At 37.8% G+C, this 14446-nt stretch carries 14 protein-coding genes; 9 read left to right on the plus strand and 5 right to left on the minus strand.

Annotated elements, in window-relative coordinates; translation table 11 throughout:
* Nucleotides 1–80 precede the first annotated feature (80 nt).
* From AC3WJG_RS17030 to AC3WJG_RS17040, 3 genes are all read left to right on the plus strand, one after another.
* Nucleotides 81–1217: an MGDG synthase family glycosyltransferase gene (locus AC3WJG_RS17030; RefSeq protein ID WP_240717505.1), complete on the plus strand. Its 1137-nt coding sequence runs from the start codon at nt 81–83 to the stop codon at nt 1215–1217.
* A gap of 158 nt (nt 1218–1375) precedes the next feature.
* On the plus strand, nt 1376–2101 hold the full coding sequence (locus AC3WJG_RS17035) for a response regulator transcription factor (protein WP_025752630.1): 726 nt from the start codon (nt 1376–1378) through the stop codon (nt 2099–2101).
* Entirely contained in the window at nt 2079–3434 is a 1356-nt protein-coding gene (locus AC3WJG_RS17040) for a sensor histidine kinase (RefSeq protein WP_098779248.1), read from the plus strand. Before AC3WJG_RS17035 ends, AC3WJG_RS17040 begins: the two co-directional genes overlap by 23 nt.
* Nucleotides 3435–3464: 30 nt before the next feature.
* Here AC3WJG_RS17040 and AC3WJG_RS17045 read toward each other — a convergent pair whose 3' ends face one another.
* The gene (locus tag AC3WJG_RS17045; RefSeq protein WP_060745823.1) at nt 3465–4178 is read right to left on the minus strand and encodes an FTR1 family iron permease; all 714 of its coding nucleotides are present in this window, start codon (nt 4176–4178) and stop codon (nt 3465–3467) included.
* Between the two features lie 215 nt (nt 4179–4393).
* Here AC3WJG_RS17045 and AC3WJG_RS17050 point away from each other — a divergent pair, with 215 nt between their 5' ends.
* The 3 genes from AC3WJG_RS17050 (at nt 4394) to AC3WJG_RS17060 (ending at nt 6817) form a co-directional block, all read left to right on the plus strand.
* Entirely contained in the window at nt 4394–5020 is a 627-nt protein-coding gene (locus AC3WJG_RS17050) for an FMN-dependent NADH-azoreductase (RefSeq protein WP_102813393.1), read from the plus strand.
* Between the two features lie 335 nt (nt 5021–5355).
* A complete protein-coding gene (locus tag AC3WJG_RS17055; RefSeq protein WP_028409625.1) occupies nt 5356–6249 on the plus strand; it encodes a LysR family transcriptional regulator in 894 nt (297 codons plus the stop codon).
* Between the two features lie 136 nt (nt 6250–6385).
* Nucleotides 6386–6817 carry a carboxymuconolactone decarboxylase family protein gene (locus tag AC3WJG_RS17060; RefSeq protein WP_028409624.1) on the plus strand — a complete coding sequence of 144 codons (432 nt, stop codon included), beginning with the start codon at nt 6386–6388 and terminating at the stop codon, nt 6815–6817.
* Nucleotides 6818–6854: 37 nt separating this feature from the next.
* On the opposite strand, the gene AC3WJG_RS17065 is transcribed toward AC3WJG_RS17060, so the two are convergent.
* The gene (locus tag AC3WJG_RS17065) at nt 6855–8057 is read right to left on the minus strand and encodes an MFS transporter (protein ID WP_060745821.1); all 1203 of its coding nucleotides are present in this window, start codon (nt 8055–8057) and stop codon (nt 6855–6857) included.
* Nucleotides 8058–8186: 129 nt separating this feature from the next.
* Nucleotides 8187–8981 (minus strand): SDR family oxidoreductase, encoded by a 795-nt coding sequence (locus tag AC3WJG_RS17070; RefSeq protein WP_028409622.1) that lies wholly within the window; start codon nt 8979–8981, stop codon nt 8187–8189.
* 170 nt (nt 8982–9151) lie between these two features.
* Here AC3WJG_RS17070 and AC3WJG_RS17075 point away from each other — a divergent pair, with 170 nt between their 5' ends.
* Nucleotides 9152–9736: a DUF502 domain-containing protein gene (locus AC3WJG_RS17075; protein ID WP_028409621.1), complete on the plus strand. Its 585-nt coding sequence runs from the start codon at nt 9152–9154 to the stop codon at nt 9734–9736.
* A 24-nt stretch (nt 9737–9760) separates the two neighbouring features.
* Here AC3WJG_RS17075 and AC3WJG_RS17080 read toward each other — a convergent pair whose 3' ends face one another.
* Nucleotides 9761–10633, minus strand: a complete 873-nt coding sequence (locus AC3WJG_RS17080) for a TetR/AcrR family transcriptional regulator (RefSeq protein WP_102813394.1) — start codon at nt 10631–10633, stop codon at nt 9761–9763.
* A gap of 268 nt (nt 10634–10901) precedes the next feature.
* Here AC3WJG_RS17080 and AC3WJG_RS17085 point away from each other — a divergent pair, with 268 nt between their 5' ends.
* Both AC3WJG_RS17085 and AC3WJG_RS17090 read left to right on the plus strand, forming a co-directional pair.
* Nucleotides 10902–14012, plus strand: coding sequence for an efflux RND transporter permease subunit (locus tag AC3WJG_RS17085; RefSeq protein WP_028409619.1), 3111 nt, complete (start codon nt 10902–10904; stop codon nt 14010–14012).
* Between the two features lie 36 nt (nt 14013–14048).
* A complete protein-coding gene (locus AC3WJG_RS17090) occupies nt 14049–14186 on the plus strand; it encodes a hypothetical protein (protein WP_014457868.1) in 138 nt (45 codons plus the stop codon).
* Between the two features lie 33 nt (nt 14187–14219).
* Here AC3WJG_RS17090 and AC3WJG_RS17095 read toward each other — a convergent pair whose 3' ends face one another.
* On the minus strand, nt 14220–14393 hold the full coding sequence (locus AC3WJG_RS17095) for a YozQ family protein (protein ID WP_337134475.1): 174 nt from the start codon (nt 14391–14393) through the stop codon (nt 14220–14222).
* Nucleotides 14394–14446: the final 53 nt, after the last annotated feature.

Raw genomic sequence — 14446 nt, forward strand, 5'->3', positions numbered from 1 at the left:
TAAAAATCAATTAAAATCCGAAATTTAAGGGCATTTAATGATATAAAAAGGAGAGGAAGAAACTGCTTTTAGAATAGGAGATGAAACAGTTGAAAAAGGTTTTATTTTTACCTCTTCTAAAAATGCCTTCTGGCCATCATCAAGTGGCAGAGGCGTTAATGGATATATTGGAAAGAAGAACAACAAATATTTGTTATAAAAAAATAGATTTATTAAGCTATACAAACGAACTATTAGAAAAAGTGGTCACAGGCACATATTTGAAATGGATTCGTTATGCTCCAGAAACGTACAATATGGCATACAAACATCTCTTTTATGAACCGCCTGTTCATTCATTCAAATGGTATCATCACGTATTCGCAAAAAAAATGGAGCACTTAGTTAAAGAAGAAAATCCGGATTTAATTATATGTACACATGGATTTCCTTCTTATTTGCTCAGTCAATTAAAAGCAAAAGGCAAGTGTGATGTTCCTATTATAAATGTCTACACGGATTTCTTTATTAATAATTTATGGGGAAAAGAAGAGATTGACTTTCACTTTCTTCCTAGTGAAGAAGTAAAAAGAGGGCTTCGTGCTCAAAGTGAAATTCCACTTCAAAATATGATGGTCACAGGGATACCGGTACATGAAGAAATAACAAAAACAAGAACTGTTAAGCATCATGGTAACCAAAATATTTTAATTGCCGGAGGCAGCAGCGGCTTAGGCAATATTATGGATTTCTACAATGATTTAAAAGATGCGCGCCATTTTCATTACTTTGTCTTATGCGGCAAAAATCAAAAGTTATACGAAGAAATCAAGGGATGGGAATTACAGCACGTTACACCAATTCCGTACATTTCATCACGCACAGAAATGAATGAACTGTATGAACAAGTGGATGCTATCGTAACAAAGCCAGGTGGTATCACGGTCAGTGAAGCTCTTCGCAAAAATTTACCGATTTTTGTTCATTCTGCTTTACCGGGTCAAGAAGAAGTAAATTTACGCTATTTAACAGAACGAAACTTAGTTCAAGAACTAAAGACGGATCAATCGTTAGAAAGTCAGCTGCAGGAAGTGCTGCAGGATGCTGATAAAATGAACACATTATATAACGCTATTGCTGCTTATCATAAAGAAATCGAAGCACAAACGCCTGAAGAACTTTTAGCAGTAGTCAATTGGATTTTAGGTGAAAAGCAAACGATCGGTCTTCATGCGTAAAACATTCATGTTTACAAACAATAAGGATAAGCTAAAGAACAAGTATGTTGAAAAAGTAGGGTTTAGATAAAAAAACAAACATCTTTTGAAAAAGGTGTTGTTTTTTTATCTAAAGAAGCTATTCTTTCACTTAAGACATGTGGTGAGAGGTGTATAACATGAAAGAGAAAATTTTAATTGTGGAAGATGAAGCGCAAATTGCGAAAGTGTTAAAGATTGAATTGGAATTTGAAGATTATGAAGTAGATGTTGAGTACGACGGGAAAGCGGGGTTAGAGACGGCAATATCCGCTCAATATGACCTCATTTTGCTAGACGTGATGCTTCCAAGCCTGAGCGGTATTGAGGTGTTAAGGAGACTTCGGAAAGCGGAAGTATTTACGCCAGTTATTTTATTAACTGCCAGAAATACGACGCTAGATAAGGTAATGGGCTTAGATCAAGGGGCTAATGATTATGTTACGAAACCGTTTGAAATTGAAGAGCTGTTAGCGCGGGTTCGCTCTTGTATTCGCTATCGTTCGCTCGTAGAAGCATCAGGAACGAAAGAAGCTGAAGCGGAGCTCTTAACGATAAGTGATTTGACCATTAATCTTGAAACAAGGGAAGTCCTAAGAAACAATGAATCCATTACGCTGACACCGAAAGAGTATGATTTAGTCGTGTATTTGCTTACGAATAAAAATAAAATTGTCACGAGAGAAGGAATTCTCACAAACGTTTGGGGCTATGAATATGAAGGAGAAACGAACGTAATTGATGTGTATATTCGCCACTTAAGAAAAAAAGTAGATGAAGGTTTTTCTACTTCTCTCATTCATACGGTGCGGGGCGTAGGATATATGATGAAAGAGGAGAAACATGAAGATCACGACGAAGATTAATTTACTGACAACAGCATGGCTAGTGGTTATTTTATTAATCATGAACATCGTTGTTTTTTTCTCTTTTACTAAATCTACCGTAAATATGGAACAGGACATTTTATTCGAAAAAGCACGCGAGATTATTCAAAAAGGTCAGCAAGATCATTCCGTGGAGCTCTCGCCGGAGTTACTAAAATTTTATTTGACCAACCATTCATTTATCCGAACAGTCTCAGAAAATTCTACGGTTATCAACCAGGTATCAAATGATCCTCATCTGGTGAAAATCAAGCCCGAATTTTCAAAGAAAAAAAAGGTGAAACTTCGCAAAATCAGAGAAAAGCAAGTATTGGTTATTCGCATGCCTGTCAAAGTCAATAATCAAGTCGTTGAAACACTTGAGATTGGTGAGCTTCTGACTGGTTTTGAAACCCGTAAAGATATTTTGCTATCAATTTTGATTTTTTGTTCGCTTGTGTCCATTTTACTGTCTCTTTTAGGAGGAAGATGGTTATCACGAGTCATTATGCATCCTATTAAAAATATGGTCACAACGATGAAAGAGATCGAAGAGAGCGGTGTTCCTAAAAAGGTCCTCATTCAAACGGAAACGAGAGATGAACTGCAGGGGATGACCGTTACCTTTAATCATATGATTGACCGCTTGCGAGAAAATATTGAAAAGCAAAATCAGTTTGTTTCCGATGCTTCTCATGAATTAAAAACCCCTCTAACCGTTATTCGCAGTTATTCTAATTTATTAAGAAGAAGAGGGATTAAAAATGAAGAAATTACGCTGGATGCCATCGACACCATCTATGCGGAAGCAACCAAAATGCAAAAAATGATTGAAACGCTGCTTGATCTGGCAAGTGTGGAAAAAGAACAAACGCTTGATACGAAGCAAACAGATCTTGTTCTTATTTTTGAACAAATCGTTAAGCAGCTGCAGCAGGTATACAAAAGAGAATTAGTTCTTCATTATGATCAAACGCCCATTATGATTGAAGTGGATGAACTAAAAATGAAGCAAGTGTTGATTATTTTGCTTGATAATGCAATTAAATACAGTACGGATAAAATTGAAGTGACCGTTGAAAAAAAGCAGGAAGATGTCATTATCAAAGTAAAAGACTATGGAATTGGCATTCCAAAAGAAGATCTTGCCCATATTTTTGAACGTTTCTATCGAGTCGATAAAGCTAGAAGCAGAGCTACGGGAGGAACGGGGCTTGGACTATCGATTGCACAAACTATTGTCCGTCAGCATAAAGGCGAGATTTTTATTAAAAGTGAAGAAGAACAAGGAACGGAAGTTGTGATTCACCTTCCCGTTTCATCTACAAACTAAGAAAGCCGCCATTAGGCGGCTTTTGTGTGATTATGATGCTGATTTTTGTTTTCTTACTTTTAAATTTTTTAACTCCGTTTGGAAGAATAGATACAGTGATGCAACTGTAAATACACTAAATCCAATTATCTCAAGGGGCTCTCCACCAGCTTCGAATAGCTTAACCAAACCTTCACCGCATAACTCTCCTCCAATAAAAATAAGGAAAATACCAAGCGCTTTAAAAATAATCCACAGGTTCAGCTTAATAGCTGTTTTGAACAGAATGTATGTAATAACGATGGCCAGCAAAATGCCACTTATACTGCCGAATACAATAGAAGAGGCGTGTTGATTCACTTGTGTCAGATTAAAAATAATTAGTTCTGTTCCTTCACGAAAGACAGATAAAAAGGCTAAAACGATTATTCCCCATTTGGAAGAGCTTCTGGAAATTTTTGATGTAACCGAAGATGTCATTTCTTTGCTTCGGTGCAACCACAGAATAAAATAAGCGATAAGACCTGCAGCTAAAAGCATCATGACTCCTTCAAAAATTTCTTCTGACTCTTCTTCTAACTCTTTCGCCTCATTAAAGCCAATAAAGCCAAATACTAAGCTGAAAATAAGGCCAGCAGCAGCGCCAATGAAGACGGAATACTTTAAGTCTTTTCGGCCAATTTTTGTAACATGAGCTAAAATAATTCCGATAATAAGTGACGCTTCTAAACCTTCACGAAGCGACAAAGCCAAACTCGACCACATAAAAAGCTCCCCTTACTTTAAATGATAGTAATAATTAAATTCTCTCCAATTTTAATGATAATGATTATCGTTGTCAATTTGTTTTTTGTTCTTTAATAAAATCTAATATAGGATTTTTCAGACTAAAGTATGAAGGCATTTCATTATAAAGTCGTTCGAAACGAACGAAAAAAGCGAATAAAATAAGAGTATCAACAATCAGTGGAGGTTTTAGTATGAGTTATACTCTTTTTATAAAAGCAAATGACAGATCGGCAAGTGAAGCGGTTAGCGTGAAATTATATGATGCATTTTTAGAAAGCTATCAACAATCGCACCAAGATGAAGAAATAATAGAACTAAATTTGTTTCAAGAAGAACTTCCTTATTTAGGTGCCGACATGATAAACGGTCAGTTTAAATTAGCAAGAGGGCTAGAAGTGACGGCAGCGGAAAACAAAGCAGCAGAAACTGCTAATTACTACTTAGAACAATTTGTGGAAGCAGATAAAATTGTTATTGCCTTTCCGCTTTGGAATTTTACCGTGCCGGCCGTGCTTCATACGTACTTTGATTATTTAAATCAAGCAGGCAAAACGTTTAAGTATACGCCAGACGGTCCGGTGGGATTACTAGGCGATAAAAAAGTGATGTTATTAAATGCACGAGGCGGAGTGTATTCAGAAGGTCCAGCAGCTGACGTCGAAATGGCCGTTAAATATGTCAGCAGCGTACTTCAATTCTTTGGAATTGCGGACGTGAACTCTGTTATTATTGAAGGTCACAATCAGTTTCCAGATCGTGCTCAAGAAATTATTGAAAGCGGTCTAGAACAAGCAGCACAAGCAGCCAAAACATTTTAAATAATCCTAGTAAAAGAAGACGGTGCAAAAGCATTTTAGGTGAAGGTAAATCCGAACGATGAATCGTTCGGATTTTTTTGATGTTATGGTAAGCGGAGGCTTCATTAGCTTCTAGGTGTTGATGGGAGGGCAAGGCGAAGACTCGCTCATAAATCAACAGCTGTGTCACAAACGGTCCATACTAGCGCCTTTATCCCATTTGTTCTTTTTTAGATAAAATTGATTTATTATGTGTCCATCTTTTCTTTATATTTTTACTGTATATCTTAAAAAATAATAGGTAAAATGAATAAATAATATAAAAGATATTCACTTTATCTATAGGAGGAGCAGAGATGGATATTCGTCAGCTTAATTATTTTTTAGAAGTTGCCAAACTAAGAAGCTTTACTAAAGCATCTCAAAGTCTTCATATTTCACAGCCGACTTTAAGCAAAATGGTAAAAAACTTAGAAGAAGAATTGGAAGTAGAGTTAATTGATCGGTCCGCAAGACAGATTGATTTAACGGATGCAGGGGAAGTCGTGTATATGCAAGGACAAAAAGTCATGGCATCCATTGATGAGCTATCGACTTATTTATATGATGTGATGAATCTGAAAAAAGGAGTGATTAAAATTGGGATTCCTCCATTGATTGGAGTGCTGTTCTTTCCAAAGATTATTAAAGGGTTTCAGCAGCTCTATCCAGATATCACAATTAAACTTATTGAATACGGAGCCAACCGTGTTCAAAAAGCAGTAGAAAAAGGAGAATTAGACTTAGGCGTGGCGGTCCTTCCAGTAAATGAACACCTTTTTGATATTAATCCTTTTACCTCTGAAAAAATGCTTTTATATGTTCACCATTCCCACCCTTTAGCCTCTAAAACGCATGTAGAAATTAATGAGTTAGCCCAAGAGAAATTTATTTTGTTTAATGAAGATTTTACACTTCACGACCGGCTTATTCAGGCATGTCAACAAGCAGGGTTTGAACCTAACGTAGCCTACGAAAGCTCTCAATGGGATTTCATTGGTGAAATGATTGCGGAAAACTTAGGTGTATCTATCTTTCCACAGTCCATTGCAGCAAAAGTAGATTCGGCTATCGTAAAAGCCGTTCCTATTATTAACCCTTCGATTTCGTGGGATCTAGCATTGATTTTAAAAAAGGATAAATATATTTCATATGCCTCTAAACAATTTCTACACTATATGAATAAACAGCATTCTGCTTTATATAGATAAAATGCATATGTTGTATTGAATATATGTATTTTACGAAAGAGAAAATGTGCGTTAAAGTAGATAGTGTAGAAAACATACAAGAAAACAAACAGTGATTCCGCGCGGTGTCAGTAAAAAATACGGAGGTTGATTTTACATGGCACAAGATAGTTATCAAAAAGGTTTAGATAAATTAATGGAATATACATTAACGAGTAACGATGATATTTCAACTCATTTAAAAATTACAGAAGACTTAAAAGACCTAGCTCCTGACGTTGGAAAATACATTATTGAATTTGCCTATGGAGACATTTATTCACGACCTGGCCTAACAAATAAGCAGCGAGCGTTAGTGACCATTTCATCACTGGTTACTCAGGGTACAGAGCCACAGCTGGAGCTGCATTTGAATACAGGTCTAACTGCTGGACTAGAGCCAAAGGAAATTGTGGAGAGCATCATTCAATTAATCCCATACACAGGTTTCCCACGCGTGTTAAATGCTTTAAATGTAGCTAAGAAAGTGTTCGCTCAGCGTGACGTGGAAGTAGAAACAGGTGAAAAAGAGCTAGTAGAAAATAAATAATAAGCACAAAAAAGACGCTCTAAAAGAGCGTCTTTTTTTATGCGAGCTGCTTTTGTTTGGTTTCTTTTCCTAGAAAAACAACCGAACCAACACCGATTAAAATAGCTACACAAAAGATTGAGAACGTAACGGTTAAAGACGCACCTTGCGTTGACATATAACCAACTAACAGCGGTCCTAAAATTCCTCCAACTCTTCCAAAAGAAGCAGCCATTCCAGCTCCTGTGCCTCGAATAGACGTCGGATATTGCTCAGGTGTATACGCGTATAAAGCTCCCCAAGCGCCTAAGTTGAAGAAAGACAACAGCATACCTGCTGTTAGCAGGAGCCAAAGTGACTCGGCATTTCCAAAGATATATGCGCTAGCAGCCGTACCTAACAAATAGGTGACCAATACGAATTTTCGGCCCATGCGTTCAATAAACCAAGCAGCCGTATAATAGCCGGGCAACTGAGCTAACGTCATAATCAATACGTATTCAAAGCTTTTGATTAAGCTAAATCCTTTAATGACCATGACGCTAGGTAGCCACAAAAACATGCCGTAATATGAAAATACAACGCAAAACCACAGAACCCACAGCATAATCGTAGATTGACGATAAGGCTTAGACCACACGCTTCTTACATTGTCCGCAATCGACGGTTTCTTTTCTTTTGTCGCTTCCACAAACTGAGGAGAATCTGGCAGTTTGATGCGCAAATAAATGGCATAAAACGCTGGGATAGCCGTCAGGATAAGCGCTAGCTGCCACCCGTAGGCTGGGATTACAAAGTAAGAAATAAGCGCTGCCAGTAGCCAGCCGAACGCCCAAAAACTTTCTAATAAGACGACCACTTTACCGCGTTTTTCCGGCGCCACCGTCTCAGAAACAAGTGTAGAAGCAACAGGCAGCTCTCCTCCTAAACCCATTCCAATTAAAAATCGAAATACTAAAAAAGCAGCCAGGGTAGTAGTAAGAGCCGAAAGGCCGCTTGCTACTGAAAAAAGAACAAGAGTTACAATAAAAACGGTTTTTCGTCCAATTCGATCAGCCAATAACCCAAACACTAAAGCTCCAACGGCCATTCCGATCGAGTTAACGCTGCCTATCCAGCTCATTTCAGTAGGGGAAAGTTCCCATTCAGCGTGAAGAGCTGCAATGATAAAAGACAAAATGCCAACATCCATTGCATCGAAGAGCCATCCGAGCCCCGCGATGCCAAGAAGCTGACGTTCTGATAATTGTTTTGTTTTCATGTCTTCCTCCTAGAAGCAAAGAATTTTGCTTTAAGTTTACACCTGTCTTGACATAATGTCACGTCTATTTTAAAGAAAAAATGCAAACGGAAAAGCTCTATACCTAATGGTATAGAGCTAATTTTATTCTCACATTTTATCGTAAAGCATTTTTCCAGGCCATGTGTACGCCATATGACCGCCGTCTACAGTAATGCAATCACCTGTTACATATGAGCTGTCATCAGATGCTAAAAATAATACAGCACCGGCTACTTCTTCCGGTTTGCCTAGACGGCCCATCGGATCGACCCATTCATATGCTTTTCTGAATTTTTTTCCTTCTTCAGCGCCTGATAAATCATCAAGAAGAGGTGTTTCGATTGTTCCAGGAGCAATTGAGTTAACGCGAATACCTTCACGAGCGTAGTCAATTGCCATGGTTCTTGTTAAGTTGGTAATAGCACCTTTCGCTGCATTATAGCCAGAACGGTCTAAGTCTGCTGCCAGCCCGGACACGGATGAATTATTAATAATCGATCCGCCATTTTCTAACATCAGCGGAATAACGTATTTGCTTACAAGAAACGTTCCGCGTAAATCTACCGACATTAAGCGATCCCAAAGTTCTACTGGATATTCGTGAAGCTTGCCGCCTTCTGTGTCTGTCCCTGCATTATTAAAAAGAATGTCCACTTTACCAAATTTCTTTTCAATTTCTGCTGTGAATTCTTTTACTTTTTCTTCTTCAGCTACATCGATATAGTAGGCGTAGGCTTCACCGCCAGCTTCTTTAATTTCTTGTGCTGCTTTTTTCACACCGTCTAAATTAATATCAGCACAAATAACAACCGCTCCTTCTTTCGCAAAGCGTTCAGCAGTTGCTTTTCCAATGCCAGAGCTTGATCCTGTAATCACTGCAATTTTTGATTCTAAACGTCCCAATTGTATCCCTCCGCAAAAATAGATATATAAGTATGTATGTTCATGTACCCATCTATTATTTTGATAAAACGTCGTTAGTTTATACGTGTGCGAATAGAAATAAAGAGACGCAGCAAAACAAATCCATTGTATAATAAACAGCAGTATGTCAGAAAAAATGAGGTGTTTGCATGAAAGCAATTATAAAAAGTTTTATTAATGGACTCTTAACGATTGTCCCTATTATCCTTGTTATTTATATTTTAGTAAGAGTGTTTAATTTTTTAGATAGCATTTTAGGAAACGTATTGAAGCCCTATATGAAGCAGGATTATATACCGGGGATTGGCATCTTAGCGACTCTTCTTTTAATTACGTTCTTAGGATGGTTATCCACTCGTTTTTTTACAGGGAAAATTATTAACTTAATTGATCGATTGTTAGAAAGAATACCGTTTGTTAAAACGCTATATACCGTTATTAAAGATACGTTTCAATCTTTTCTTGGAGAGAAAAAGTCATTTTCAAAAGTCGCTTTAGTGACGATGCCCGGCACGTCAATGAAAGTCATAGGGTTTGTGACCTCTGAAGAAGTAGAAGAGGTGATTCATTCATTAAAAGACCACGTAGCCGTTTATGTTCCGCAGACTTTTCAAGTAGCCGGTTTTACTTTTTTGATTCCAAAAGAAGAAATTGAATGGTTAGATATTAAGCCTGAGGAAGCTATGAAGTTCGTGTTATCTGGGGGAGTATCTAGTTCAAAAGCAGAAAAATAACAGAAGGCTTGTTGAAGCCTTCTGTTATTTTTGTTGAAGTAAGGCTGTTAAAAGATTAAGCGGTTCTTCCAACGGTTTAAGTTCCGTTAAATTTCCAACCATGCCTTTTACAATAGCAGCAGTAGGCTTATCTTTTTCTAGCTCCGTTTGTAAAATGTGAAAGCTGTCTGCGTGCTCATCAGAGATATGATCGCTGTTGTCTAGCAGATGTTTAATTTCCTCAAGGGCTTGTTTTACCTGCTCATTTTTACTGAGAAAAGTCGTTCGTTCCTTTCCGTATATATCTTCACCAAAAGAAGCAGGAATAAGGGGACGAGGTTTTCTAGCTAATAAATCTTCTACTATTACATCAACTCGGTCCATTATGTACTGCGCTACTTCTTTAAATGTAAGCTCGAATTGATTGAAGATAATAATTTCTAAAAAGGAATGATGAATACCTTCAATCATTTTCGTTAAATCCGAGATATAAGGAGTTACGTCTTCTCCGTATACGCTAACGAGGCTTTTGCGATGGAAGTAAAATGTTTCTCGCTGCATTTTATGAACAAAGGTCTCCACTTCTTTGTTAAAGGGAATAGATTTTTCACGGATTTGCATGATAATAAAATCTCTGTGCTCCGTAATAAATTCATAGAAATAGATAAGCTGATTCATATAGCGGCTGCGGGCATCGTTCACTTCCTCGTCGAGAGCATAAACAGAGCTAAAGAGCTTTTCATAGTAAAAGTTTAGAATTGATAATAAAAGTGCATCCTTAGATTTGAAGTGCAGGTAAAACGCACCTTTTGAAATGTTGCATTCATCTACAATTTCTTGCACAGAGGTAGCATTAAATCCTTTTTTTGCAAAAAGCTTAATCGAAGCTTCAATTATTCTTTTTTCTTTTTCCTTCATGTCTTCTACCTCCTTTATTGAACAATTTGGCCATTCATTTCGTTAGATAATAGTATCATACACTAAAAAAGATAAAGGTATATATCAAAGTTGAGAACGAGAGTCAGTTCCTTTAAAAAACGATTATTATAAATATGTCTTTATTATGAACAAGTCAGGAGAGAACCTGCTTAGGGTTGACACTGACTAGTTAGTCATTTATATTTTAAGTTGTTGTGACCGATCAGTCAATTTTATTAGTATACATATATTTGAAGGAGGATATGCATTGGGGAAGTTTATTAAATTTTCATTGAAAAATAAATTTGCAGTATGGCTGTTAACGCTCTTTGTCATTATTGCAGGGCTGTATTCAGGGTTTAATATGAAGCTAGAGACCATTCCTGATATTTCAACGCCTGTTGTAACAGTCAGTGCAACTTATCCGGGAGCCACTCCGGAACAAGTGGCAGATAAGGTGAGTAAGCCGATTGAACAAAAGCTCCAGGGACTGAGCGGCGTTGACACAGTTAGCTCATCTTCTTATGAAAACATGGCTACCATTCAAGTTGAATATAGTTTTAGTAAAGATATGGAAAAGGCAGAAGACGAAGTTAGGCGAGCTCTTTCAAACGTAGATCTGCCAGATGATGTAGAGGAACCAAATGTTTCAAGACAAAGCATTAGTGATTTTCCGATTATTTCATTAAGTGTTTCAGATGATAAAAAATCATTAGAAGACTTAACGAAGTATGTAAAAAATACCGTTGTTCCACAAGTTGAAAAAGTGCAGGGGATTTCTTCGGTCAGTGTGTCAGGAGAACAAGTTGAAGAAGCAGAACTTGTATTCAAACAAGACAAGCTCAAGCAGCTGGGACTTGATGAAGATACGGTGAAAAAGCTTATCCAAGCATCCGATGCAAAAGTGCCGGCTGGCACGTATACGATGGATGGATCTCAAAAATCTGTTGTGGTAGACGGAAAGATGACAACAGAAAAAGATTTAGAAAACTTAGAGATTCCAGCTGTGCCTAGTCAAGGAGCTGCTCAAGGTCAGCAACAAGGAATGAGCCAGCAGCAGACACAAGGCACCGTACAGCAGGCGCCATCCGCAGCTTCTATTCCAACTGTGAAATTAAAAGAAATTGCGGATATTAAAGTGACGGGGAAAGCAGAATCTATTTCTCGCACGAACGGAAAACCTTCCATTGCTGTACAAGTTGTCAAAGCGAAGGATGCGAACACAGTAAATGTTGTAAATGATATTAAAGAGAAAATGAATAGCCTAGAAAAGAAAAACAAAGACCTTCACGTTGACAATATTTTTGATCAAGGTAAACCGATTGAAGATTCCGTTCATACGATGCTAAATAAAGCTATTATCGGTGCGGTCTTTGCGGTTATTATTATTCTTTTATTTTTACGTGATATTCGTTCAACGATTATTGCCGTTATTTCGATTCCGCTTTCGTTATTGATCGCCATTTTAGCGCTCAAATCAATGGATATCTCTTTAAATATTATGACGCTTGGAGCGATGACTGTAGCCATCGGAAGGGTTGTAGATGATTCCATTGTCGTTATTGAAAATATTTACCGCCGCATGGCTTATCAGGAAGAAAAGCTTAAAGGAAAAGATTTAATTGTCGCGGCGACGAAAGAAATGTTTGTTCCAATTTTCTCTTCTACAATCGTAACCGTGGCCGTATTCTTACCGTTAGGTCTAGTAGAAGGACCGGTAGGAGAGCTATTCTTACCGTTTGCATTAACCGTTGTTTTTGCACTGTTAGCATCACTGCTAGTAGCGGTAACACTCGTGCCAATGCTTGCTCATTCGTTATTTAAAACAAATGTAAAAGTAAAAGAAGAAAAACCAAGCAAACTAGCGCACGGATATAAGCGAATTTTGAACTGGACGCTAAACCATAAGCTTATTTCCTTTGGGTTAGCCGTACTACTGTTAGTAGGAAGTTTATTCTTAGTTCCTTCTATTGGCGTGAGCTTCTTATCATCTGATCAAGAAAAAACGCTGACGCTTACGTATACACCGAAAGCCGGACAGTCTCAAAGCGACGTAGAAAAAGCAGCAAATCGCGCAGAAGCGTACTTGATGAAGCGAGATGGTGTCAAAACGGTTCAGTATTCGTTCGGTGAAGGTAACTCTTTTAATCCGGGAAGCAAAAATAACGTTTTAACATTTGTGCAATATGACGAGGATACACAAAACTTTGATAAAGAGCAGGATAAAGTATTAAAAGCTCTTAATAAACAAGCGAATCAAGGTGAATGGGGCTCAATGAATACGGCGTCTAGCGGCAGCAATAATTCATTAAACGTCCTTATTTACGGAGATAGCTTAGAAGAAATCAAACCTTATGCTGATAAAGTTCAGCATGTTTTAGAAAAGCATAAAGAACTGAAAAATGTCGATTCTACGCTTTCAGATACGTTTGATGAATATACGCTAGTACCGAATCAAAAGAAAGCTGCTGAACTCGGCTTGTCAGCCAGTCAAATTGGTATGCAAATTTCGAACCTTGGACAGCGTGAAGTATTAACAACTATCCAAAAAGACGGAAACGAAATTAACGTGTACCTTCCAAAAGAAAAAGAGGATTTCTCTACTTTTGCTGAACTTTCAAGTACAAAAGTGACCTCTCAAACTGGACAGGAAGTTACATTAAATGAAGTTGTCGACATTAAAAAAGGTAAAACATCGAATACGGTAACTCGCCGTGATAATAAAATTTATGCAGAGGTAAGTGCCGATATTAAGAGTGACGATGTAGGCGGTGTTTCTTCTAACGTCCAAAAAGAAGTGAAGAAAATTGACTTACCAAGTGATATGGATATTAACTTTGGCGGAGCATCAGAGCAAATCAATGACTCATTTAGTCAATTAGGAATTGCTATGCTCGCAGCCATCGGTATCGTGTACTTCGTACTAGTACTGACATTTGGTGGAGGGCTAGCACCATTTGCTATCTTATTCTCACTTCCGTTTACACTTATTGGTGCGCTAGTGGCGCTTTTAATCTCTGGAGAAACGATCAGTATTTCTTCGATGATTGGAGCTCTTATGCTGATTGGAATTGTGGTAACAAATGCAATTGTTCTGATTGACCGCGTGATTCATAAAGAGCAAGAGGGTCTGTCGACGCGTGAAGCGTTACTAGAAGCTGGAATGACACGTCTTCGCCCGATCTTAATGACAGCTATTGCAACGATTGGTGCACTGCTTCCATTAGCTTTTGGATTTGAAGGTGGAGGCCTTATTTCAAAAGGGCTAGGGGTTACGGTAATTGGAGGACTAACAAGTTCTACGCTGCTTACGCTCATTATCGTTCCAATTGTCTATGAGTTTTTTATGAAGTTTAAGCGCAAAAAAGTAAAAAAGTAGAAGCAAAACAAATTTCCGCTTTTGAGGTGAATAGCGATGAAGTCAATTGATAAACTAATGAAACAGCTGATTCAACAAGGAATTAAAGCAAAGAAAGTAACGATTGATAAATCAAAGCGCCAGCAGTGGATGTCCATGTCGTTGCCTAAAACAGCATGGCAGCATTCAAAATAAAAAAGAGCTGACTTAGAGTCAGCTCTTTTTTTATTAACGATCTGTATCTTCAAATGATCCTTCTTGATAGGCGTCGCTTACTTGCTCATGTGTTTCTGCTAGACCTTGTGAGAGTGCATCTTGTCGGTTATAATCATCTGTTTCGAACTGACGGTCAGCCATTTCATTCGTATTAGGCTGCTTTTTAGGCTGTTTTTTTGAATTCATTTTCACCACTCCTATCTAAGTAAAGTGAGACCACGGTTAGTGTGCGATGAAAG

This window comes from Priestia sp. FW507-14D1A (assembly GCF_058781295.1).